At 68.0% G+C, this 21856-nt stretch carries 26 protein-coding genes; 17 read left to right on the top strand and 9 right to left on the bottom strand.

The annotated features are described in order from the left end of the window. Window positions 1–224 precede the first annotated feature (224 nt). Together QH470_RS29640 and QH470_RS29635 are read left to right on the top strand one after the other, a co-directional pair. Window positions 225–431: a hypothetical protein gene (locus QH470_RS29640; protein WP_280275660.1), complete on the top strand. Its 207-nt coding sequence runs from the start codon at window positions 225–227 to the stop codon at window positions 429–431. A gap of 96 nt (window positions 432–527) precedes the next feature. Continuing rightward, window positions 528–1400 carry a serine hydrolase gene (locus QH470_RS29635; RefSeq protein WP_280275659.1) on the top strand — a complete coding sequence of 291 codons (873 nt, stop codon included), beginning with the start codon at window positions 528–530 and terminating at the stop codon, window positions 1398–1400. A gap of 6 nt (window positions 1401–1406) precedes the next feature. Here the strand turns inward: QH470_RS29635 and QH470_RS29630 are convergent, their stop codons facing one another. Further along, entirely contained in the window at window positions 1407–2870 is a 1464-nt protein-coding gene (locus QH470_RS29630) for a cytochrome P450 (protein WP_280275658.1), read from the bottom strand. A 52-nt stretch (window positions 2871–2922) separates the two neighbouring features. On the opposite strand from QH470_RS29630, the gene QH470_RS29625 reads away from it, so the two are divergent. The 5 genes from QH470_RS29625 to QH470_RS29605 all read left to right on the top strand — a co-directional run bounded on the left by QH470_RS29625 (window position 2923) and on the right by QH470_RS29605 (window position 8976). Further along, a complete protein-coding gene (locus QH470_RS29625) occupies window positions 2923–3612 on the top strand; it encodes a TetR/AcrR family transcriptional regulator (protein ID WP_280275657.1) in 690 nt (229 codons plus the stop codon). 63 nt (window positions 3613–3675) lie between these two features. Then, window positions 3676–5226 (top strand): NAD(P)/FAD-dependent oxidoreductase, encoded by a 1551-nt coding sequence (locus tag QH470_RS29620; RefSeq protein WP_280275656.1) that lies wholly within the window; start codon window positions 3676–3678, stop codon window positions 5224–5226. Window positions 5227–5715: 489 nt separating this feature from the next. Next, window positions 5716–6411 (top strand): hypothetical protein, encoded by a 696-nt coding sequence (locus tag QH470_RS29615; protein WP_280275655.1) that lies wholly within the window; start codon window positions 5716–5718, stop codon window positions 6409–6411. Between the two features lie 1005 nt (window positions 6412–7416). Next, on the top strand, window positions 7417–8166 hold the full coding sequence (locus QH470_RS29610; RefSeq protein WP_280275654.1) for a DUF4097 family beta strand repeat-containing protein: 750 nt from the start codon (window positions 7417–7419) through the stop codon (window positions 8164–8166). 114 nt (window positions 8167–8280) lie between these two features. Beyond that, entirely contained in the window at window positions 8281–8976 is a 696-nt protein-coding gene (locus tag QH470_RS29605; RefSeq protein WP_280275653.1) for a hypothetical protein, read from the top strand. A gap of 9 nt (window positions 8977–8985) precedes the next feature. Here the strand turns inward: QH470_RS29605 and QH470_RS29600 are convergent, their stop codons facing one another. From QH470_RS29600 to QH470_RS29590, 3 genes are all read right to left on the bottom strand, one after another. Further along, window positions 8986–9663, bottom strand: a complete 678-nt coding sequence (locus tag QH470_RS29600; RefSeq protein ID WP_280275652.1) for an urease accessory protein UreD — start codon at window positions 9661–9663, stop codon at window positions 8986–8988. After that, the gene (ureG, locus tag QH470_RS29595; RefSeq protein WP_280275651.1) at window positions 9653–10372 is read right to left on the bottom strand and encodes an urease accessory protein UreG; all 720 of its coding nucleotides are present in this window, start codon (window positions 10370–10372) and stop codon (window positions 9653–9655) included. Before ureG ends, QH470_RS29600 begins: the two co-directional genes overlap by 11 nt. A 347-nt stretch (window positions 10373–10719) precedes the next feature. Continuing rightward, complete coding sequence (locus QH470_RS29590) at window positions 10720–11355, bottom strand: urease accessory protein UreF (RefSeq protein WP_280275650.1); 636 nt, start codon at window positions 11353–11355, stop codon at window positions 10720–10722. A 265-nt stretch (window positions 11356–11620) separates the two neighbouring features. Here QH470_RS29590 and QH470_RS29585 point away from each other — a divergent pair, with 265 nt between their 5' ends. Then, window positions 11621–11794: a hypothetical protein gene (locus QH470_RS29585; RefSeq protein ID WP_280275649.1), complete on the top strand. Its 174-nt coding sequence runs from the start codon at window positions 11621–11623 to the stop codon at window positions 11792–11794. 101 nt (window positions 11795–11895) lie between these two features. Next, on the top strand, window positions 11896–12501 hold the full coding sequence (locus QH470_RS29580) for a dihydrofolate reductase family protein (RefSeq protein WP_280275648.1): 606 nt from the start codon (window positions 11896–11898) through the stop codon (window positions 12499–12501). Between the two features lie 375 nt (window positions 12502–12876). Here the strand turns inward: QH470_RS29580 and QH470_RS29575 are convergent, their stop codons facing one another. Then, the gene (locus QH470_RS29575) at window positions 12877–13488 is read right to left on the bottom strand and encodes a hypothetical protein (RefSeq protein ID WP_280275647.1); all 612 of its coding nucleotides are present in this window, start codon (window positions 13486–13488) and stop codon (window positions 12877–12879) included. Window positions 13489–13810: 322 nt separating this feature from the next. Between QH470_RS29575 and QH470_RS29570 the strand changes: the two genes are divergently transcribed. Next, window positions 13811–14191, top strand: coding sequence for an RNHCP domain-containing protein (locus tag QH470_RS29570; RefSeq protein ID WP_280275646.1), 381 nt, complete (start codon window positions 13811–13813; stop codon window positions 14189–14191). Between the two features lie 36 nt (window positions 14192–14227). Continuing rightward, window positions 14228–14614, top strand: coding sequence for an RNHCP domain-containing protein (locus QH470_RS29565; RefSeq protein WP_280275645.1), 387 nt, complete (start codon window positions 14228–14230; stop codon window positions 14612–14614). 97 nt (window positions 14615–14711) lie between these two features. On the opposite strand, the gene QH470_RS29560 is transcribed toward QH470_RS29565, so the two are convergent. Continuing rightward, complete coding sequence (locus QH470_RS29560) at window positions 14712–15794, bottom strand: saccharopine dehydrogenase family protein (protein WP_280275644.1); 1083 nt, start codon at window positions 15792–15794, stop codon at window positions 14712–14714. An 88-nt stretch (window positions 15795–15882) separates the two neighbouring features. Between QH470_RS29560 and QH470_RS29555 the strand changes: the two genes are divergently transcribed. The 3 genes from QH470_RS29555 (at window position 15883) to QH470_RS29545 (ending at window position 17558) form a co-directional block, all read left to right on the top strand. After that, window positions 15883–16494 (top strand): TetR/AcrR family transcriptional regulator, encoded by a 612-nt coding sequence (locus QH470_RS29555; RefSeq protein WP_280275643.1) that lies wholly within the window; start codon window positions 15883–15885, stop codon window positions 16492–16494. A gap of 9 nt (window positions 16495–16503) precedes the next feature. Then, a complete protein-coding gene (locus tag QH470_RS29550) occupies window positions 16504–17073 on the top strand; it encodes a hypothetical protein (protein WP_280275642.1) in 570 nt (189 codons plus the stop codon). A gap of 182 nt (window positions 17074–17255) precedes the next feature. Then, window positions 17256–17558, top strand: a complete 303-nt coding sequence (locus QH470_RS29545) for an LppU/SCO3897 family protein (protein ID WP_280275641.1) — start codon at window positions 17256–17258, stop codon at window positions 17556–17558. A 247-nt stretch (window positions 17559–17805) separates the two neighbouring features. On the opposite strand, the gene QH470_RS29540 is transcribed toward QH470_RS29545, so the two are convergent. Beyond that, window positions 17806–17943, bottom strand: coding sequence for a hypothetical protein (locus QH470_RS29540; RefSeq protein ID WP_280275640.1), 138 nt, complete (start codon window positions 17941–17943; stop codon window positions 17806–17808). Between the two features lie 272 nt (window positions 17944–18215). Here QH470_RS29540 and QH470_RS29535 point away from each other — a divergent pair, with 272 nt between their 5' ends. Beyond that, window positions 18216–18584 carry a VOC family protein gene (locus tag QH470_RS29535; RefSeq protein ID WP_280275639.1) on the top strand — a complete coding sequence of 123 codons (369 nt, stop codon included), beginning with the start codon at window positions 18216–18218 and terminating at the stop codon, window positions 18582–18584. Window positions 18585–18719: 135 nt separating this feature from the next. Here QH470_RS29535 and QH470_RS29530 read toward each other — a convergent pair whose 3' ends face one another. Further along, entirely contained in the window at window positions 18720–19142 is a 423-nt protein-coding gene (locus tag QH470_RS29530; RefSeq protein ID WP_280275638.1) for a GNAT family N-acetyltransferase, read from the bottom strand. Window positions 19143–19308: 166 nt separating this feature from the next. Between QH470_RS29530 and QH470_RS29525 the strand changes: the two genes are divergently transcribed. Beyond that, complete coding sequence (locus tag QH470_RS29525) at window positions 19309–19878, top strand: hypothetical protein (protein WP_280275637.1); 570 nt, start codon at window positions 19309–19311, stop codon at window positions 19876–19878. Between the two features lie 114 nt (window positions 19879–19992). Continuing rightward, the gene (locus tag QH470_RS29520; RefSeq protein ID WP_280275636.1) at window positions 19993–20970 is read left to right on the top strand and encodes a zinc-binding dehydrogenase; all 978 of its coding nucleotides are present in this window, start codon (window positions 19993–19995) and stop codon (window positions 20968–20970) included. Window positions 20971–20982: 12 nt separating this feature from the next. Here QH470_RS29520 and QH470_RS29515 read toward each other — a convergent pair whose 3' ends face one another. Next, complete coding sequence (locus QH470_RS29515) at window positions 20983–21846, bottom strand: SDR family NAD(P)-dependent oxidoreductase (protein WP_280275635.1); 864 nt, start codon at window positions 21844–21846, stop codon at window positions 20983–20985. Between the last annotated feature and the right edge of the window lie 10 nt (window positions 21847–21856).

Here is a 21856-nt window from a genome sequence, read left to right as displayed (position 1 = left end):
TCCCCTATCGGCTATCCCTCGGCGAGCCCCTGACCACCACGTTGACCGATAAGACCGAGATGCACCAAATTTCTAGCAACACAACCGAATCCGCCCACTATGCCGGGCGTCCCGCGATGGCCGCAATTCGCTCCGCGTGTCACCGGTACTGCCGTCACCCGATGTGCCACAGTGCTCGGCGGGGAGGTAACGGGGAGAGCAGTAGCGAAAGGCTGGTTCGGTTCATGTCTGCGTCGGTGATTCCCCTGCTGCCCAGAACCGGGTTCACGGTCCGGCGGGTCGGCGAGCGCTGGGAACTGGTCAATTCGCGCCACTACGGCCGCACCGCGGTGTTGCACTCCTGGCCCCGTGACCAGCACACCGAGGCCTTCGAGCACTGCTACCGCCTCAACGGCCGCAGCGTCGAGGAACTACTCGCCGCGTTCCGCTGAAAACCCGTGCGCCGCAACGTCCGAGGCCGCTAGCACAACCGGCAGCAGACCTCAAGACGTGCGAGACGCGCACCACGGTGGCTATTGTGGCTCATCGTGCGTTACCCCCGCGCCACCTCGAGCGCCACTCGCCCCACCCGCCTGGCCGCCGGCGCCTGCGCCGTCGCCGCCGTACTGATCGCGGGTGCCCCCGCCCTGCAGCCCGCCCCCGCGTCGGCGCTGCCCGCCCACCAGAGCTGCGCCGGCGGCTGCAATATCGCCGGCCGCATCGCCGCCGTGGACGCCTATCTCGCCGGCCGCCCCGGAACCACGGGTTATGTTGTGCGCGACCGCGTTACCGGCAACGTCTACAGCAACGGCAATGCCGACTCGCTGTTCTGGACCGCCTCCACGATCAAGCTCGCGATCGCCGAGGACATCCTCAACCGCGCCCGTGTCGGTGCGCTGATCTTCACCCCGGAGGACCGCAACCAGCTCGAATCGATGCTCGCCACCTCCAACGACGGCGCCGCGGACTACCTCTGGAACAAGTACTCCGGCCCGGACCGGATGGCCTTCGTCAACGCCTTCCGCGCCAACGGCATGACGAGCCTGATCCCCCAGCCCACCGGCGGCCACCCCTTCCCCGACTGGGGTTTCCTGCAGTGCTCCCCCGCCGATCTGGACCGGGTGATGAACAACACGCTCGACCACATGCACCCCGACGACCGCGCCTACCTGATCGACCGCATGCGCAAGGTGGACACCAACCAGCACTGGGGCGTCTGGGGCGCCGGCGCCGACATGCAGCCGGGCCTGAAGAACGGCTGGTCCGACGAGCAGGGCGGCTGGGTGGTCAACTCGGTCGGATTCGCCGGACCGGACGAGCGCTACACCCTGGCGATCATGAACGATGTCGGCGGTCAGGGCGGCTACACCGACGGCGAGCAGACCACCACGCACGTCGCGGAGCTGCTGTTCGCCCGCTGACCCCGGTCACCGCCGCCGCAGCAGCATCGGCGCCCCGTCGCGAGGAAACGGGATGGTGTTGAATCCCCACGGCATGAGGTAGTCGTCGGGGATTCGCCACTCGTAGTCGCGCACCATGGCGGCGAGGATCACCTTCACCTCGAGCACGCCGAAATGCATGCCGATGCACTTGTGCGCGCCCGCACCGAACGGCATCCACGCGAGCCGGTGCGACTTGTCCTCGCGCCGGTCCGCGCCGAACCGTTCCGGATCGAAACGAGCTGGGTGCGACCACAATTCGGGCAGCAGGTGATTGACGCCGTAGGCGACGTCGACATGGGTACCGGCGGGAATGTAGTGCCCGGCGACCTCGGTGTCGCGCACCGCCCGCCGCACCAGGCCCGGCACCGGCGGCACCAGCCGCAGGCTCTCCTTGATCACCAGATCCAGATCGGGCAGCAGGTCCAGGTCGGCGATCGTCGGCGGCGCGCCCCCGGTCCGCTCCCGCAGCGCCAGCGCCTCCTCCCGCACCCGCTGCTGCCACTCGGGATGTCTGCCGAGGTAGTAGGCGACCGCGGTGGCGGTGGTCGTCGTGGTGTCGTGCGCGGCCATGATCAGGAAGATCATGTGGTTGACGATGTCCTCGGCGGAGAACGTCTCGCCGTCCTCGGTGCGGGCGTGGCACAGCGCGGAGAAGAAGTCCGCACCCTCCGACCTGCGCTTGTCCGGCAGCATTCGGGTGAAGTACTCCTCGAGCACCTTGCGCCCGCGCAGTCCGGCCCGCCACGCGCTGCCCGGCACCGGCATTCGGACCATCGCCAGCGCCGCGTGCGTGCAGTCGAGGAACGCCCGTGCCAGCCGCGCCCGCTCCGGCCCGGTGCGCGCGCCCATGAACGTCTCGGCGGCGACCTCGAGGGTCATGTCCTTGATCGTCGGATACAGCCGGACCTGCCGTGATCCTGCGGGCGCCCACCGATCGATGGCCGCGTCCACCGCCGGGGCCAGCCCGGCCAGGTGCGTCTCGAGCCGCTCCCGCGTGAACGCCTGCTGCATGATCCGCCGATGGAACATGTGCTCGGAGAACTCCAGCAGCAGCAGGCCGCGGCGGAAGAACGAGCCGATGAGATAGTCCCAGCCCTGCCCGAAGTCGTTGCGGCGCTTGCCCAGTACCTCGTCGACAGCCTGCGGTCCCGCCACGAACACCCGGTCGACGCCGAGCGACCGGTAGTAGCCGACCGGACCGTAGCGGCGATATCGGTCCATCATTTCCGCCGGACCCCAGCGCAGGTATTGCAGCGACCGCCCCAGAAACGGCAGCCCGGCGTCGCCGCGCACCGCCCGGTTCGTGTTCCCCCGCGGCGGCGTGGCCAAGGTCTGCTCCCGCACCGGCAGCCGTCGTAACAGCCGGTCGACGGGGCTGCGGTCCGGAATCTCGAGAAAACCGATGTTCTCCCGATCGGCCCGGTATGTGCGAGGGTCGACGCTGACCATGGCAAGCCTCCCGTTTAAGTACACCTCGTACATTACCGATAGAGTGGGGCCTGTGACAAGGGACACACTGCGGCCACGCGGCCGTCCGCCCGGTCCGGCGCGCGATCCGGCCCGGCGCCGCGCGGAGATCCTCGACGCGGCCGAGCGGGTCATCGCACGCGCCGGAACGCACATGACGATCGCCCAGGTCGCCGCCGAGGCGGGCTACGCGCGCACCGCCGTGTACGCGGTCTTCCCGGACCTGCCCGCGCTGATCGACGCCCTCGCGCAGCGGCACATGGAAGGCATCATCACCGCCGCCGACGCGGTGCTCGCCCAGCCGCTGCCCGCCCGCGAATTGCTGCGCGCGATCGTGCGGCTGATGTGCGACTTCGTCGAGGACAACCCCAACCTGCACCACGTGATGATGCAGCGGCTCGACAGCGGCGAGACCGAGCACCGCCCCTTCTTCACCCGCGTATCCGATTGGGCCACGGCGGTTTTCGAGGTCATCCTGCGCCGCCTCGACGCCGATCCGGCGCTGGCCCGGATCTGGGCGACCGCGACCGTCGGCGCCATTCTGATGTCGGCGGAGGCGTGGGCCCAGGACCCGGACCTCTCGCGCGAGCAGTTCATCGACCGGCTCGCGGCGTTCCTGTGGCCGACCGTCGAGAGCATCGGCGGAGAACGCCTGATCGGCCCGATCTCCGCGGACGAACTCGCCACGGCGCGCGGACTCGCCGACAACGGGAGTTCATCGTGACTGCCCGTGGGTAGCCGACTACCGTAAGGCTGTCGCAAAACCGTACGCCCGGCGAGGAGCGAGATGACTACCGAGACTGTCGCGAACCGGCGCCACCGCGTGGTGGTGATCGGATCGGGCTTCGGCGGCTTGTTCGCGTGCAAGCATCTCAAGCACGCCGACGTCGATGTCGTGCTGATTTCCAAGACCTCCACCCACCTGTTCCAGCCGCTGCTGTACCAGGTCGCCACGGGCATCCTGTCCACCGGCGAGATTGCGCCCGCGACCCGGCTGGTGCTGCGCAAGTACAAGAACGTGCAGGTGATCCTCGGCGAGGTGCACGACATCGATCTGGTGAACCGCACCGTCACCTCGGAGCTGCTGAACGAGGACACCGTCACCTCGTTCGACAGCCTGATCGTCGCGACCGGCGCCCAGCAGTCGTATTTCGGTAACGACCAGTTCGCCACCTACGCGCCCGGCATGAAGACCATCGATGACGCGCTGGAACTGCGCGCCCGCATCCTCGGCTCGTTCGAGGAGGCGGAGCTGGCCAAGACGCAGGAGGCGCGCGACCGGTTCATGACGTTCGTGGTGGTCGGGGCGGGCCCCACCGGCGTCGAATTGGCCGGGCAGATCGCCGAACTCGCCGATCGCACGCTCGAGGGCACCTTCCGCAACATCGATCCGCGCGACGCCCGGGTGATCCTGCTCGAGGGCGCCGGCGCCGTGCTCGCGCCGATGGGCCCGAAGCTCGGCGGCAAGGCGCAGCGCCGGCTGGAGAAGATGGGCGTGGAGGTCCAGCTCAACGCCATGGTCACCGGCGTCGACGCGCGCGGCGTCACGGTGAAGGACAAGGACGGCAGCGAGCGCCGCATCGAGGCCGCGTGCAAGGTGTGGTCGGCGGGCGTAGCGGCCAGCGAGCTGGGCAAGCTGCTCGCCGAGCAGTCGAAGGGCACCGAGGTGGATCGCGCGGGACGCGTGGTCGTCGAGCCGGATCTGACCATCAAGGGGTACCCGAACGTCTTCGTCGTCGGCGACCTGATGTCGGTGCCGAATGTGCCCGGCCAGGCGCAGGGCGCCATTCAGGGCGCCACCTACGCCGCCAAGCAGATCAAGGCCGAACTGGGCGGCAAGCAGACGTCCGAGCAGCGCAAGCCGTTCAAGTACTTCAACAAGGGCAGCATGGCCACGGTGTCGCGGTACAACGCGGTGTGCCAGATCGGCAAGCTGGAGTTCGGTGGCTTCCTCGCGTGGCTGATCTGGCTGGTGCTGCACCTCTACTACCTGATCGGCTACCGCAGCCGCGCGATCACGGTGTTCCAGTGGTTCGTGGCGTTCATCGGGCGCAACCGCGGGCAGATGGCCGCCACCGAGCAGTGGGTGTTCGCGCGGCTCGCGCTCGAGGCGATGAACGGCAACGACGAGGACGGGCGTGAGGCGCGCGCGGAGCTGGGCGGCAAGGGGGCCACGGCGCTCGGCCGGGACGCGGGCGGTTCCGGGACCGGTGCGGACGGGGCGGTCACTGACGAGTCTGTAGCGGATGGAAAGACCGCTGGCGCAGGTATATCCGCTGATGACGGCAGAACGGCGGACGAGCGGTCCGGCCAATCTTCGGGTCGTTCGGTGAGCTGAAGTCCGTCTCGTTAGTGTGCTGGTCTCGGCCCGTCCGGCTCGCCGAGTGCGCGCGAAACCAGGTCCGGATGCCGTCGGGACGGTCTCCGTGGCCGTGTGCGACACGCCGGAGTACCAAGTCTGGGAGTAGCTCGAACCCGTCCAAGAACGCCGCTTTGGCAATCATCTGGTGACCATCGTATTGCCGAGGGCAGGAAGCGCATTCAGCGGTTCTGTGCCCATCCGTCCGGTGGTTGGGGAGCTGGGTGCGGTTTGCGCCGGTCTCATTCTCGTCGCTTCTACGAAGACGGCGACGCACAGCTAATCGATAGCTATAGCACCTGTTTCGGCGTGTCGGATTTTCGACCAATCCACCGGAGCGCCGGGTCCGAATGTCGGACGTCGATGTCCCCGGAAAGAAAGGTCGCTATGGCCGCAGGCAAACATAGAGCGCCCAGTCCGCATCGCCACCGGGTAGGAAGCGCCGTCGCGGCGGGTGCGATCCCGCTAGTGCTGGCGGTCGTCGGTACGGGGACCGCCAATGCCGCGCCGACCGAGCCGAACCAGGCGGCCCAGCAGGACCAAGCGCCCCGGCAGTGGCCGGCGAGCGAGGCGCCCAATGTGCAGCCCTACGAGGGGCTGAACATTCCGCACAGCACGCTCAGCTCGCTGCAGGACGCGCGGGCCATGCCGGACAAGAGCTACCTGGCGCCGGTGGGCGCGCTGCACGCTCCCGTGCCGGTCGCACCGGTGCCGCCGATCGCGCCGCCGCCGGACAAGTTCCGGTTCGGCGACGTCCAGGTCGACGCCCCGGCATGGATCGACCGCGAGCAGGCCATCCAGATCAACGACAGCGCCGCCCGCACCGAGGCCGACCTCGCGACCTTCCTGGACTCGGTCGGCATGGAGCGCAGCCGTTCCGACCGCATCGCCGGGCAGACCGTCGGCTCCGCCGCGGTGGGTGCGCTCGCGGGCGCCGCTACGGCGGCCCCGATCGCACTCACCTCCGGTCTGGTCGGCGGTGTGGTCGGCCTGGTCGTGGGCCTCCCGTTCATGCCGGTCGGCATGGTGGCGGGCCCCGCGCTGGGCGCCGCGTTCGGCGCCGGCGTCATCACCGTCCCCGCCGCCGCGATCGGTGCGGCCGCGGGCGCGGTAGTCGGCGCGGTCAATTCCTACAACGCACCTCCGCGCGTCGTAGGCGACTGACCGACACGCCCACGGGGCGGGAACCGGCCGACGATGTCCGCTTCCCGCCCCGTTCTCGTTCGTCCGCCCGGCGGCACGGTCCCGAAAAACCGTGCATGCCAGAGCGTTTCACGACCACGTCGGCCGCGGCGAACCACGGTGGCGAACCGCCGCCCACACTGTCGGAACCCGATCATTCCGTCCCCATTTCCAGCAGAACACCCCGCCCGTCGGGCACAATTGCCCACGGCGCCCGATGCGGCGCCCGCCTCCGGAAGGGGACAACGGATGCACGGATCCACCTGGGCCGCCGTACTGATCGCCCTCGCGCTCGCCCTCGCGGGCCTAGCGTTACTAGCCCTCCGGTTCGCCAAACCCGAACGCCGGGGCCGCAACACCAAGCCGCGCCGGCAATCCACCAGATATCCCGCAACGTCGCCCGGAGCACGCCGGGCAGCCTCCCACGAACAACGCACCGCCCCGGTAACCGCGCGGTCCAACAGGCCGACTGCCGAGCAGCCCACCCAATCAGGCCGCGGGCCAACCCAACCGGGTCACCCGCCGCCAACCCAATCGGCTCACCTACAGCCAGGCCGACCGGGTCAGCCGCAATCAACCCAACCAGCTCACCTACAGTCAGGCCAACCGGGTCACACCCAGCCGACCCAGCCGCCCTCAGCCCAGCCCGGCACCCCGCCCGCCACGCCGCACAACTCAGGGCAAGCGGTTCCTCCGGCCACCAGACCGCGCACCGCACAAGCCCTCGGCCCGGATTCCGCTGCCGACGAAAACGGCCGCCCCAAGCGCACCAACCGCATGGCCCCTCGCGACACCATCGAACGCTGACCCGCGTCCACCGCACATCTCGCCACCACTGTCCCGCTCTCGAGCTGCACGACAACATCTTCAGCGGCGAACCGCAGCGGATAACCCATGACACAGCGGATGATGTGACGCAGCGAGGTCGCCCCTCCAACGACGGAGCGGGCGCAGGCCACGTCACCTGCCCGCTGAAGGAGGGCACCCATGCGGCGCGAATTCGATTCTCCCGAGCCGATTTCCGTCATCGTCGAGGCCTTCGTCGGCCATATCAGTGTCATCGCCGGCGACCGGACCTCCACGGTCGTCGAGGTGCGCGCCGACGATCAGGACCGTCGCCTCGACGTGGAGACCGTCGAGCAGACGCGAGCGGAGTACTCGAAAGGCGAACTGAGAGTAAGCACACCACGTCCGCCGTCGAGCGAGCAGCCGTCCAGCCGCGCCCACGGCGTGATCGAAATCGTCATCGAGGTTCCGACCGGGTCGCGGGTCCGCGCCGACACAGAGATGGGCACCATCCGCACCGAGGGCAGCCTCGGCGATTGCCGACTGACCAGTTCCCTCGGTGATATCCATATCGACACGGCGGGCGCGGTGGAATCGACGACCTCCATGGGCACGACCACCGTCGGCACGGTGACCGGCGAACTGCGAGCCCGGTCGGCGAACGGCGACATCTCCATCGGCACCGCGGAATCAGACGTCACCGCCACCACGGCGGCAGGATCCATCCGCGTCGACCGGATCACCCAGGGCCGGATCCGCTTGGAGACCACCATGGGCGAACTCGACATCGGCGTCGGTTCCGGCACCACCGCCGTGCTCGACCTGCACACCGATTTCGGCTGGGTACGCAATGATCTCGATCCCGCCGAGAGCCCCCATTACTCCGACAAGGCCGCCGAGATACAGGCGCACGTCACCACCGGCAACATCATCGTCCGCAGGACGTCCTGACCACTGCGGCACAAGCGCTTCCGGACATCCGGCCCGTGCCGATTATCGAGCGGAAGTCACTGCTCGAACTCGGTATCGTGAGCGCTCGGGAGTGTCCAGCGGAGGAGGGCGAATATGCCCACGGTGCGACGGTTCTGGATCGAATTCGATCCAGACCACGGAACAGTTCTCTGGTGGACCAGGCCGTACGCGGGTGTGACCGGCTTCGATGAGCGGGACTGCTTGACGATGGTGGCCGATCTTCTCCCCTCCTACGAGGAGTTGCCGCCTGTGCGTCGCATCACGGCCGACATCTCACTGGCCGAGGAACTTCCCGTGAATCCGCTGGCGCTCGGAGTTCCGGTGTGGCGCGGCGTCTGGTACCCGCCGGTGAACCTCAATATCGGGCCGACCTGGCATCCCCGCGGAGCCGCCCGAGCGATCAACCCGACCTACGAACCGACAACGGCCAGTGAACTTTTGCGCACGAACAACAAGTGGTGGGACGAGGTCCCGCACCTCAATCGCCTGCTGTTCCCGCTCGTGAGGTTGCACTCCGCGGACTGGGCCGACGAGATGTGGCGACTTGCCCCGAGAGAACGCGAACGCGTCGCCACGAATTCGGCGTACGGGGACATGATGCGCGAAGCTCTCGACTACATGATCGCGCGGCGCCCGACGCCGAACGAATGGTTCGACCCGACACAATCCCGGTTTCTCGACCAACAGGAAATAGACGAATATCTGGCAGCTTTCCGAGACTATCTGTTCGGAAACCGCCCGGAGCCCATCTATCCACCCGCCCGCGATCGGCCCACACCGGACACATAGATCGTGTGCCTACACGCGAATTTCGGTTTCGGTCGGCTGGTCGGCGAGGAGGTGGCCGGACCAGGTGTAGAGGGAGCCTCCCGCGGCCAGCGGAAGTAGAGCGGCATCCAAACCTGCAGTGTGCGTGGGGGTTTCGTCAGGGTAGGTGAGGATGCTGGACAAAGCGCGTGGGGCGGAGAGGGTGTCGTCGGTGACGGCGGCAGAGCCGAGTTCGAGGTGGTGGCGGAGAAGGGGGGTCGTGGTGAGGTCGGCGGTCAGATCGCCGCGCCAGTAGCCCGAATCCTCGCCCGCGCGGCCGATCTGCACACGCTCGCGTAGCCGGATTCGGGCACCGCAGGCAAGGACGACCGCCGTCAGAGCCATATGTTCGGCCCCGCCCGCCACCACCGTGGGTTCGGGGTCGAAGTCCAGCTCGCCACCCTCTCCTACCTCGAAGTGCCAGCGCGCCACCGATTTTCGAGTGTCTCGCCCGGGCAGAGCGATGGTGGCAGCGACAGAGCGCACCGCCAGCCGCGCGCCGGGCTCCACCACGACGGCGATATCGAGTTCGTCCCCGCCGAGCGGTGTGGCGGCGGTGCCGATCAGATGCACCACGCCCGGACCGGTGCGCCGCGCCGCCAGGCCACCGGTGGCCCGGATCTGCGGCAGCGCGCCCGCCCGGGCGCGGATCGTCAGCTCAGTGCGCAAAGGCGGGGCCCGCCCCGGCCGCGGCATCCTGTTCGGCCGCCGACCGCAACTGTTCGCGCACCCAGGCAAGGACCGGCGTGGCGGCGGGGTCCTCGGTCAATGATGTGAAGACGAACGGGCGGCCCTCGCGTACGGCCGACGAATCCCGTTCCATCACAGCGAGATCCGCACCGACCATCGGCGCAAGGTCGGTCTTGTTGATCACCAGCAGATCCGAGAAGGTGACACCCGGGCCGCCCTTGCGCGGCACCTTGTCACCGCCGGCCACGTCGACCACGAAGATCTGCGCGTCGATCAGACCGGAGGAGAAGGTGGCGGTCAGGTTGTCGCCGCCGGACTCGACCAGGATGAGGTCCAGCGGCGGATTGGCCTCGATCAGGTCGTCGATGGCGTCGAGATTGGCGGTGATGTCGTCGCGGATGGCGGTGTGCGGGCAGCCGCCGGTCTGCACGGCGGTGATCCGCTCGTCGGGCAGCACCGCGTGCCGGCGCAGGAAGTCGGCGTCCTCGGTGGTGTAGATGTCGTTGGTCAGCACCGCGAGCGACAGCTCGCCGCGCAGCACCCGGCACAGCGCCGCGACCAGCGCGGTCTTCCCGGACCCGACCGGCCCACCGATCCCGATCCGCAGCGGCTCGCCCGGTGTGCGCTCACGCCTGGGCCGCTCATGACCGTGATCGTGCGGCTCACCATCAATCAGATGTGGGGGCATGCTCAACTCCTTTCCCCCACATCCTGGCCGACCCGTGTAAACCACGTGTTACCCGGGCGGGCGTGCCGCCGGGCCGGGCCAGGACGCCCGCGTGGTACTCGGGGGCGAGCCGTCATGCCAGGTCAGAACGTCCGCATGTCACCCGCGCAGGCGAGCCGCCGAATCAGATCAGAACGCCCGCGTGTCACCAGCGCAGGCAAGCCGGTTGGCCAGAACGCCCAAGTGTCGCCCGGCACGCGAGCTGCCCAGTCAGATCAGAACGCCCATGTGTCACCAGCGCAGGCGAGCCGCCGGGCCAGATCAGGACGCCCGCGTGTCACCACAGGTGGGCGGACCTCCGGGCCAGATCAGGAAGCGAACAGGGGCATCGGGCGGCCCACGTGCCGCTCGGCCAGCACATCCTGCAGCGGATCGGACAGGGCGGCAAGCCCTTTCACCGCCTCGGCCGCGACCTCGTCGCAGTCGGCGGCGAGGCGGACCGTGCAGGCGGCCACCGCGGCCGGATCGAGCGCCAGCAGCCGTTGCGCGGCCGTCGCCGCCCCGGTCATCGTGGTGTAGGCGACAACACCCGCGATCTCCTCCGGCGTCACCCGGGCGGCCTCCCCCACCACGCCGAACACCGTCGATAGATGCGGCCGCGCACCCAGCGCAGTCCAGTCGTGCCGCGACCACACCTGCCGCGCCAGTCGAAACAGCCCCCGCCCCTGCGCCCGCGACGCCGTCCGCGCCGCAGGCGCCGGTGTCCGCGCATCCGCCTCCACCTCAGCCCGCGCCACCTCCAGCCCTCCCGCGCACACTGCCGCCGCCAACGACGCCGCCACCAGCCCCGACGTCCGAACCCGCCGCCGCAAGTACTGCTCAACGGTCGCCACATCCCGCACCAGCCCCGACGCCACAGCCTCCTCCACACCACCGGAATGCACATGCCCCCCGATCGGCAGCCGCGAGTCCCCCAGCGTCAGCAACATAGCCAGACTCATCACCACGCTCCCATCCGCACCCGTCGATCCTAGGCAACCTCATCAGACCGCCTCACGCTCTCCGCGCAGCATGAGATTCGGGTCCCACAAGGCCCTCATCGACGGTCGTTGGATGTTCACACCTCGACCGAGGCGCGCGAAGCATGCCGTCCAACGGACGGTACTGCCGATTGCAGGGTGCAGTTGGTGGCCTGCTAAACGACCAGCGCGATAGGGCACCGGTAGTCCGTGCCTCTCTCCACCCCCCGTGCCTCACACGATTGGTCATTTGCTGATAGAACTCGGCAATTGCCGACAGGCAACAGCGTTGTCCAGCTCGGCCGCCGCCGTCGCGAAGGTTGTCATTACCAAGAACAAGATCAGACTTCTTCGCGAGGTGCTCAGGGATGTGCCGAGCGCGGATCGTCCGGCCGTGCTTCAAGCGCTCGCCGAACTTCTGTAGCGGGTCGAATGTTGTGAGTCGTGGTGACACCTCGGCGCAGCCGATGAGTTTGTGGCTCCCGCCCGGTCAAAGCTTGTGACACCCAAGGAAAGGACACCGCCATGTCGGAGCTTCTCGTCGACTTCATCACCTCCCTCGACGGCTATGCATCGGGAGAGGGATGGCCCGGGTTCTGGGGCCTCGAGGGCCCGGAGTATCTCGCATGGCTCGGCGAGCAGCCCGAGCCCACCTACCTGATGGGAGCGAACACCTACCGCCTGATGTCGAGCTTCGCCGCCGGCGAGGTCCCCGATGGCCAAGACGAGTTCAGGCCGGAAGAAGAGGCGTCCGTCGACGGGCTCACAAAGGCGTCCAAGGTGGTGTTCTCCTCCTCACTCGAGGCGCCGCTGACGTGGGCCAACTCCACGCTCGTCCGCGACGACGCCGTCGAGGCGGTCCGCGCCATGAAAACGAGTGGTTCGGGGCTGCTCACCACGATCGGCAGCCTGAGCCTGTGCCGGTCCCTGCTCCGAGCCGGACTCGTCGACCGATTCCGGGTCGTGATGTTCCCGGTCATCACCGGTGCCACGGGCGCGGAACGTATCTATGACAGCTATCCCGACGTTGCCCTCGAGATGACCGATCACCGCACCTTCGACGGCCGCATCCAGCTGGTCGAGTACAAGCCTCGCGTCCTCGAGCACCCCCCGCTCGGTGCCCCGGCATAATGTCGCCTCCCACCGATCCGGACCGCCGCCAGAGCCGGGCATCCAGCCCGGCTCTCCAGGTACTCCGGCTCAACCCTTCCGCCGCCCCGCCCGATACCCGCTCTTTGACATAGGAACGGATACCGGCGTGCTCGACCCCGGCGATGTTGCTGGACAACCGATTTCCGGGCAAGTATCGGCAGTTGAGTGTTGGCGACCGACCAACCCGGGGCCCATGAACCGAATGGCAGTCGGGGAGCGAGACGATCGCTTCGACGTCCACTTCGACGGCGAACCCGGTTGGCGCTGATCTCTGTCGCGACCCGCGCAGTCGTCCAGATCCCTTGGCCGACACGGCTTTTGCAGCGGTTATGGACACGGGCGCGACCTACATGGTCAACACCAGCAGCCGCCGAACGACGAGGTGTGCTCGTCGGTCTCGATCGACTCCTCGGCCACCACGGTGGACCCGCCCTGCGGGTCGAAGTGCAGCACCGAGCTCACCGGATCGTGCCGGATCCACACGGCGACCGACAGCGGATGCTTGTGGCGGTAAATATAGGAGACCAACTGGATCTCGCCCGGCTTGCCAAGGCTGCGGACATCAGACACCACCGCCCGGATCCGCGGCCCCGACAGATCCGCTGCGGCGAACGCCGTCTCGCCCGCATGCAGGTCGGTGGTCGAGTCCATGTCCTCCACCTCGCCGTCGCGCACCCAGTAGAGGTGCAGCCGGCCGTCGGCGGCGACGGCCTCGACGGAGATGAGGTTGGCGGTGACGTCCATTCGCCGCATCGGCAGCCCGCCGAGTTGGCCGCGCACCACGTCCAGTTCCGAGTCCAGCCGCGGCGAGGACAACAGGTCTTCGCGTGACGTGCCACTCAACGCCCGGCTGATCCGGCCCGGCACGTCGGCGGTTGCGGCGATCACCGCGATGATCGCGACGGCAACGACCGCAATGTATTTCGCCCGATAGGGCGGGCGAGGCGAGCCCGATTCGTTTTCCATGCCGCGCACCTTTCCCTCTCCCGCGTATCGGATCGAGGCTACTGGGGCATCGGCCGAGGTCTACCGAGATCCCGACCGAACAATTCGATGGCGGAGAGCGGACGACCGTTGCTACGGTGCCCGGGTGCGGACGACGCGCATCGAATTCGACTGGCGGAAGGACTGATTTATGCCCCAGCCCGCGCCGAGAGCGCCTCAGGGTGCGTACTCGGCCAGCCTCTCCGCCGGCCACACGCACTGAACGGACGTTCCGCGGCGTCGAGGCGCGCTCGGCCTACTCCTGCTGTTTGCTCATCAGCTTTCTGCCAAGGAGTGATCCGGGTTGTCCCACCATATTTCCGCTCAGAATGAACCCAGTCCGGCCGCAAAGACCGGCACCTTCACCTGCATCCGCTGCGGGCTCACCGTTTCCGCGCTCGCGCCCGGAAACAGTCGACGCAATCACTGCCCGAGCTGCCTGCACTCGTGTCACACCCTCGACCACGTCGAGGGCGGCGTATCCGAGTGCCGCGGACGCATGGCTCCGCTGTCGATCGCGGTGCGCCGCGGCGGCGAATGGGCCATCGTGCATCGATGCGCGCGCTGCTGTGAGTTGGCGCTGCATGCGATCAGCGAAGACGACAACCAGCTGATTCTCATGCGACTCGCGGTACGCCCGCTGGCGGAGCCGCCGTTCCCGCTCGAAGTCTTCGGCGACCTCTAGGCGGTCGCGATGCCTCGAAGGAACAGGGCCCTCTCCGTGCGCCCGCAACGCGGCAAGACCGTATTGCATGGTCCCGGTGGGGAATCCGGTGCGAGTTTCCGGTGTATCGGCTGTCGTCTGGATGTGCCGATCACCGTACCGGGCACGTCGCACCGCAATCACTGCCCCCATTGTCTGACCAGCCGCCATGTCGACGGGCGAATCCCTGGTGACCGCGCGAGCCCGTGCCGCGGCCGCATGCTCGCGGTCAGTTCGACCGTGCGCCACGATGGCGAATGGGCATTGGTCCACCAGTGCCTGCTGTGCGGGACATTGAAACTGAATCGCATTGCCGGAGACGACAATCCGCTCGCGCTGCTGCGAATCGCACTGCGTCCCTTGGCCGATCCACGTATCGGCCGTCGGGCACTGGACGCACTGTGACGACCGGCCCCACTACCGCGTGTGGTGGGGCCGGAACTCGCGGGCGCTTCGCGAGGACCGGTGGGCTGGGCGGCGTGGCGGTCCTTTGCCATGACGGTCAGGCTGGGGCCTCGTCCACGAAGTCTGCTCCGGCAGCGGTGGCAAGGTCCGGGCCGAGGGCGGCGGCCGGGGTGTGAGCGCCGGGCCGTCCTTTACCCGCGGCGAGCTGGAGCGCGGTCTGAGCGGCGACGGCAGAGGTGAATTCCATTGCGTCGCCGGCCCGCAGCCATCCTTCGCGGGCAGTGCCGTCGGGCCAGGTGATGACGGCGTGACCCCAGGTGTGGGGGCGTGGGCGTGGGGCGGCCTTGGCCTTGATTCCGGCCATCCGGCCGATCGCGAAGGCCCGCACCGTCCGGATCCGCAGGATCGCCGAGAGCAGCGGCAGGGCCGCCCGAACGGCGAGCGAGGCGGGAATGAGGCCGGAGGTCGCCGACACCGAGGGAGCTCCACTGACCCGGTGCGCAGCAATGAGTTCACCGGAGGGCACACCGACCGAGGACATACGCTCTCCGTCGGGCAGGGTCAGGTGATGCACTTCCCCGCCGAGGCGGGTCTTGACCAGCCGGCCACCGTCATAGCGGCGGCCACCCATCGCGAAACTGTCCACGATGCTGGTGGCAAGGGCGACGCCTAGCACCCCTTCCTCGACGGCGACCGAGGCGAAGGCGTCCACCCGGACCCGGCTCGGCACGGGACGGTTCTCACACAGGCGTGCCACGATCGCCTCGGTTCCGACGACGCCGAATCCCGCACCGACCACCAGGGTGCTCCCCACGGCGGCGGCCTCGTCGTGCAGGGCGAACAGGCGATCGAAGGCGGCTGGGTCGTTGGCCTGGTCGAGGTAGTGGCCGCCCGGCATGCAGGCGCGGGCGAGCAGGACGGCGGTCTCGGCGTAGTCGCCGATGGTGTTGACGACCACGGCGGGCCGCTGCCGGGTGATCTCGGCCGCCATGGCCTCCACCTCCGACGCGACGACGATCTTCGAGTCGGTGTCGAGCCCGAGGCCGGCGGCCGCGGTGCGCAGCCGACCGGCATCGCGGCCGGCCAGCACGGGGACGACACCGGCCGCCACGATCTGCGCCGCGACGGCCCGCCCCACCCTTCCGGTGGCTCCGAGAATCCAGATCTCACCCTGCGCCATGTCTCCTCCATCCTGCCATGTCCCATTGTGTCATCACCACGCTAGCACCGATGTCCCAGTGAGTCATCGCGATGGGTAGGATGCGGGCATGGCACGGTGGGACCCCGGAGCTCCGGAACGCCTGCGACAGGCGGCGTTGGACCTGTTCGGCGAGCACGGCTACGACGCCGTGACGGTGACGCAGATCGCGGAGCGGGCAGGACTGACCCGACGGACCTTCCACCGGTACTTTCCGGACAAGCGGGAGATTCTTTTCGCCGGCTCCGAGCGGCTTCCGGCCGCCGTGTCCGAGGCGGTTCTTGCTGCGGATCCCGGGCTTGCGCCACTACCGGCGGCACTGTCGGCCTTTCGTGAGGTCGGTGCGGCGGTCAGCGGAATGGTCACCGATTCCGGGCGACGCAGAGCGATCATCGAATCGAGTGCGGAGTTGCTGGAACGCGAGCGCAGCAAGTCGGCAGCGATCACCGCCGCGCTCCGGGACGCCTTGCAACAGCGCGGGGCCGGGCCCACCGAGGCACACCTCACCGCCCGGGTGGCCTCGATCATTTCCGAGGAGGCGTTCGGTCGCTGGGCCAACGGCGAGGGCTCCTTCCCCGACTGTTTCGCCGCCGCCGAGGCCGCGCTCCATGCCGTACTGGCCGGGGACACCCAGTCACGTTCGTCCAGCCTTCGGCCACCCGATTCGCCTGTGCTGAACTAAGATTCGGTGATGCTCGGTCAGGTGGTGGGGACGCTTGTGGGGGTGGCTGTTGGCGGTGCCCTGACATTTTTCGCGACATACGCCAACGAACGTGCCAAGTGGTCTCGCAGCCATGCCGTGCGGTGGGATGAGCGCAGGCTGGCCGCGTATGTGGAGTATTCGAACTGCATCACGCGCATGCATGCGCTCGCACGACGAATAGCGGCATCTCGCAATCTCTCTGCCGATGTCGAGCCACTGGCTGTCGACCAAGGCCTGCCACTGCTCATCGAAGCGGAAGCCGAACGTAGCTTGCGATGGCAGGAGGTTCTGCTGTTGGGAGGATCGCGGGCGACTGACATCGGCCAGCAACTCAATCAATGCACCTGGGTGCTGGAGTGGTTCGCACGCGGAGAGCTCACCGACCGTGCGGACTGGGAGCTGGCCAGAGCGGAGGCACATCGACTGCGCCGGGCATTCGTCTTCGAAGCCCGCCGGGACATGGGTGTCAGTCCGTCGGATTCGGCAGCTCTCACCCAAGCCACCAACTGGACGCCGGAGTCGATCCTCGGCCCGCTCCGGGCCCGACCCATCCCGTAAAGCTGAACTTCGTACCGCCCACCTACTCCTCGCACTCCGATATTGCCGACGAGCGGGCACCTCTAGCTGCGCCATCCCGCTCATGCGCTGGCAGGCGAACCGCAGTGTCACCGAGGCCCAGCTGTGCTATCGTGCGCTCGAATTGCACTGCGGCGGAATATCTCTCGCTCGGAAGGCAGCAAATGCGCGCTTCGCGTATCTTCGCGCTGTTGGCGCTGGCGCTGTTCGCCACGGCGTGTGGGATTCTGTTCGAGGACCCCTTCGAGAAGGGGGATTGCCTGAAACGGCGTGGTAGCGGTAACTATCTCGAGGTGTCCTGCTCTGACGCCACCGCGGATTATGTGGTGGTCGACCGTGTCCCTCTCGAGGAAAAGCAGACGAGCTGCCGCCGTGGCGTCGCCGGCACCGACGTGACATACACCGACGGCGCCACCGGGTACGAGTACTGCCTCCGCGATCTAAGGTCACGCTCCGCACCAGGTTGAGGAACCTTCGACGGCCGCATCCAGCTGGTCGAGTACAAACCCCGCGTCCTCGAGCACCCCCGGTTCGGCGCCCCGGCATAACGTCGCCTCCCCACCGATCCGGACCGCCGCCACAGCCCGGCATTCCAGGTTCAGCGGTAGCTCGACCGCGGACTACCCAGATGGGTGACCCGGCAACGAAAACTGCTCCGGCTCAGCCGCCTCAGAACAGCCGATCACCCGTAGGCGCGGGCATCGTCCACATCCGTTACATGCTCCTCGTTCCGATGACATCCTGGATCGCTTCGATCTGACCCTGCACCACCTCGGCGCGTGCCACCAACTCGACCCGGTCGGGCTCGGTGAGACTCTCGGCACCGAGCTTCTCGAAAACGCATGAGAGCACTGACCGTAAGTCTTCCAGCTTGCCGTCTGACTCCACGGGCACACCCCTACGTCCGAACCCGCCGAACGTCCGCTCCTGCCGACTTCAGTGCGTCGGCAGGCCCTCATGAGCACCCACCGTCCGCGCCGACCACACGAATGACCAGGCAAGCAGAAGACCACCGCGGCCGGAGACACGATCGGGCGCGAGCCGTTGTCGCGTTTTTGCAATCGCGTGCGGCGTCCGGTGTTGCAGGCTGGCGACAGTAATTTTTCTTGCGGAGAGGAAAGCCCATGGCGGTTGCCACGTTGAAGATGCTCACTCTGGACAGTGCCGATGCGCGGCGAGACGCGAAGTTCTGGGCGGCGGCGCTCGGTTGGGAAATCGCGCACGCGCAAGACGAGTACGCCATGCTCACTGGTCCGGATCACGCGCTCGGGTTCGGCACGATCCCCGACTACCAGGCACCGGCCTGGCCGAACGAGAACGGCACCAAGCAGTTCCACCTGGATTTGGCGGTCGAAGACCTCGATATGGCGAGTAAGCAACTGGTCGAACTGGGCGCCACGGTGCCGGAGTTTCAGCCCGGCGAGGGATGGCGGGTCCTGCTCGACCCGAGCGGCCACCCGTTCTGCCTCACCCTCGCAGCCAACTGGAGCTAGTCGGCCTCGAGCCGCGCAGCGGGCAGGTGTAGCGCCTCAGCCACACGTTGCGCGTTGCCGACGTTGATGAGAACGAACGAAAGAGGGGCGGCGGCGTGAGCGAGTCGCCAGGGGCCGAAGGATCAGCGAAGCACCTCAGCCAGGATCCGCCGCCAAACAGATCCGGAACCGTTCGACCCCCGGATACTTCTCCCCCAGCGACTCCACCGTGAAGCCGGTCCCGCGGTAGAAGCCGACGGATTCCGCATCGGTCTCGGCGACCACAGCGAGACCCCGTGCTCGAAGCTCGTTGACGAGAAGTCGGCCGATTCCGTCCCGGCGTCGCCCGGCCGCCGTCGCGATATGCAGCAGCGTGATGTTGTCGTCCCTCACCCGAAAACCCATGACGCCCACTGATTTCCCGGCCTCGGTAGCCACCAGCAACTCGGTCCGCCGATCGTCACGGTAGCGCACCAGCGCGGCAGTGAGCCGACTACGTTCACCGCCGATGGCCTCGTACAGCAATTCCCCGATCCCGCGGTCATCCACACTCCCCCGCACGACCCGCAAGCCCACCACTCCGCCAGACTAGCGCTATGCCAAGAGGATCCATGCGAGATCTTCGCACCGGATCAATGATCTCGATAGCGGCAAGCGCCTGTGCGGGTCCATGTCGAGTCTGCGAAGACCAGCTTCGGCCGGACTTGTCGAGAAGGCGGGACCCGAGGCTCGTACTGTGACAGGTATGGCGGGCGATGTGGCGGCTTGGGTTCCAGTGGCTGTGGCCGGGTTGGGGTTTGCGGGAGTGCTGGGGGCGCAGATCATCGGTTCGTGGCGGGAGGATCGGCGGTGGCGGCGGGATCGCAGTCGGCATGAGGGGGATCGGCGGTATCAGGCGCGGCAGGAGGCGTATGCGCTGTTGTTGGGGGCGATCGAATACTGGGACACCACAGCGCATCCCGTGTGGAAGGCTTTGGCCGCAGGCGCGACCCCGTCGCACGATGATCTCGAGAAGCTGAGGCAGGCAGCCGATGCCGCGACCAAGGCGTTGGGGTTGGCGGTGCTGGTTTCGCCGGAGAAGACTCGCGGACTGATTCGCGAAGCGCTGGTTCCGCGGTTGGAATACACCGAGCTGCTGGTGCCAGGCGAGGCGACCGAGGAGGAACTCGACCGGAATTGGCGTATCTGCCAGGAGAACTACCGGACCCTGCGGGCGCTGATGCGCGACGATCTGGGGTTCGATTCCGAAAATGAGTTCCTCCGAAGGGCTTTGACGCCCCGGCCGGAAGTCGGTCGCGCCATCGGTGACGGATGATCGCCATCACCGCAGGCGGACAGTCGTGATTCCGGCCACCGGCGTGCCGGAATGACAGGGGAATCAGCGTAGCCCCTTGACCTGAACTTATGTAGAGGTTGCAGGGTGGGTGGCATGCATGTGATTCGTCTTCACGAGTTCGGGCCCGCCGAGAACCTGCGCTACGAGACCGTCGATGATCCGATGCCCGGGCCGGGGCAGGTTCGGATTGCGGTGGCCGCGGCGGGGGTGCATTTCGTCGATACGTCGATTCGCGGTGGGGCGCCCGGTCCGTTTCCGCTGCCGGAGCTGCCCACCGTGCCGGGGCGCGAGGTGGCGGGGACCGTCGATCGGGTCGGTCCCGGCGTGGACGAGAAGTGGCTGGGCACAGCGGTTGTCGCCCATCTCGGCACGGTGCCGGGCGGTTATGCCGAGCTGGCCGTCACGGGAGTCCAACAGCTGCACGAACTTCCGGACACGCTCGATCCCGCCGCGGCGGTGGCCATGATCGGCACGGGCCGAACCACTTTCGGCATCGTGCAGTTCGCCACGCTCCGGCCGGGGGATCTGGCGATCGTCACGGCCGCGGCCGGAGGTATCGGCACACTCCTCGTCCAGCATCTGAAGAACACAGGTCTCAGGGTGATCGGCCTGGCCGGTGGGTCCGCCAAGACCGACGTGGTCACCGCCAACGGCGCGGACCTGGCCCTGGACTACCAGCAGCCGGGCTGGGCCGACACGATCCGGCGGCGCTTCGGCGAACGTCCCGCGGCGCTGCTGTTCGACGGCGTCGGCAGCGAAACCGCCCGCACCGCAATCGATCTCCTCGGCAAGGGCGGCACCCGGCTGATCTACGGCTGGAGTGGCGGCGGCCCCATGGAACCGGGCGAGGACTATCTCGCCGAGCGCGGTCTCATCGACGAGTACGTGCTCGGCCCGAAAATGACCGAACGCGCGGGCGGCATCCGCAATCTGGAGACGGCGGCACTCGAGGCAGCGGCCTCGGGTCACCTGCGCCCGGCGATCCAGCGCTTCCCGCTCGCCGACGCCACAGCGGCCCACCGCGCGTTGGAGACCCGCGCGACCGTCGGCAAAGTGGTCCTGATCCCCTGACCCACCCGGGGATCAGCGCCGGAAACTCCGCGCCATGAACCGCTGCGCCGGGCCGCGCGTCAGGTCGCTCCACGCCTGTACCGGCCCGGACCACCACGGCGAGATCTCCACCGGCCGGCTCACCACGGCGTGGCAGACCAGCCCCGCCGCCTCGTCCGCGGTGAGGCCGGGCATGTTCCCGAAGTTGGTCGGGGCGCTCATCCGGGTGTGCACGAGCGGCATGTACACCGAGGTCGTGGCGATGTCGTCGGCCGCGATCTCGGTGGCGACCGTGCGCAGCCAGGTGTCGAACGCCGCCTTCGACGCCCCGTACGCCGACCATCGCGGCGCGGGCGGGATCCGCAGGCCCCATGTGGAGATGTTCACGATGTGCCCCTGCTTGCGTTCGCGCATGTCCGGCAGCAGGGTCAGCAGCAGCCGCACCGGGCCGAGATAGTTGACCTCGATGGTGCGGGTGTAGTCGTGGAAGCGGTCGTAGGACTGGTCGAGCGCGCGCCGGATGGATTTGCCCGCGTTGTTGATCACGATGTCGACGCGGCCGTGCGCGGCGAGGATCTCGCGGCCCAGCCGATCGGTGGCCGCCATGTCGGTCAGGTCCGCGCGATACACGTGGGCGATGCCGCCGGCCGCGGCGATGTCGGCGGCCACCTGCTCCAGGTCCTCGAGCGAACGGGCCACCAGCAACACCACCGCGCCGGCCGCGGCGAGCTTGCGCACCGTCACCTTGCCGATCCCGTGCGAGGCGCCGGTCACCAGCACCACCTTGCCCGAAACCGCTTCCCGCAGTGCCTTTTCCCGGGGGCGCGAGGTCGGATACAGCAGCCGCGTCGCCACCCGCTCGGCCAGCGGTCGGCCGTTGGACGTGCTCTCGATCACAGCCACGACT

The organism is Nocardia wallacei (assembly GCF_029868745.1).
GTDB lineage: Bacteria > Actinomycetota > Actinomycetes > Mycobacteriales > Mycobacteriaceae > Nocardia > Nocardia wallacei_B.
Note: the sequence above shows the minus strand (reverse complement) of the source record. Positions and strands in the feature narration are given on the sequence as shown.

Bases quoted from the DNA above. Each gene is read 5' to 3' on its own strand.
- QH470_RS29620 (WP_280275656.1), top strand. From the start codon at position 3,676: ATGACTACCGAGACTGTCGCGAACCGGCGCCACCGCGTGGTGGTGATC.
- QH470_RS29550 (WP_280275642.1), top strand. From the start codon at position 16,504: ATGCTCGGTCAGGTGGTGGGGACGCTTGTGGGGGTGGCTGTTGGCGGT.
- QH470_RS29575 (WP_280275647.1), bottom strand. From the start codon at position 13,488: ATGGAAAACGAATCGGGCTCGCCTCGCCCGCCCTATCGGGCGAAATAC.
- QH470_RS29555 (WP_280275643.1), top strand. From the start codon at position 15,883: ATGGCACGGTGGGACCCCGGAGCTCCGGAACGCCTGCGACAGGCGGCG.
- QH470_RS29560 (WP_280275644.1), bottom strand. From the start codon at position 15,794: ATGGCGCAGGGTGAGATCTGGATTCTCGGAGCCACCGGAAGGGTGGGG.
- QH470_RS29640 (WP_280275660.1), top strand. From the start codon at position 225: ATGTCTGCGTCGGTGATTCCCCTGCTGCCCAGAACCGGGTTCACGGTC.
- QH470_RS29535 (WP_280275639.1), top strand. From the start codon at position 18,216: ATGGCGGTTGCCACGTTGAAGATGCTCACTCTGGACAGTGCCGATGCG.
- ureG (WP_280275651.1), bottom strand. From the start codon at position 10,372: ATGCCCCCACATCTGATTGATGGTGAGCCGCACGATCACGGTCATGAG.
- QH470_RS29520 (WP_280275636.1), top strand. From the start codon at position 19,993: ATGCATGTGATTCGTCTTCACGAGTTCGGGCCCGCCGAGAACCTGCGC.
- QH470_RS29605 (WP_280275653.1), top strand. From the start codon at position 8,281: ATGCCCACGGTGCGACGGTTCTGGATCGAATTCGATCCAGACCACGGA.
- QH470_RS29545 (WP_280275641.1), top strand. From the start codon at position 17,256: ATGCGCGCTTCGCGTATCTTCGCGCTGTTGGCGCTGGCGCTGTTCGCC.
- QH470_RS29610 (WP_280275654.1), top strand. From the start codon at position 7,417: ATGCGGCGCGAATTCGATTCTCCCGAGCCGATTTCCGTCATCGTCGAG.
- QH470_RS29630 (WP_280275658.1), bottom strand. From the start codon at position 2,870: ATGGTCAGCGTCGACCCTCGCACATACCGGGCCGATCGGGAGAACATC.
- QH470_RS29580 (WP_280275648.1), top strand. From the start codon at position 11,896: ATGTCGGAGCTTCTCGTCGACTTCATCACCTCCCTCGACGGCTATGCA.
- QH470_RS29525 (WP_280275637.1), top strand. From the start codon at position 19,309: ATGGCGGGCGATGTGGCGGCTTGGGTTCCAGTGGCTGTGGCCGGGTTG.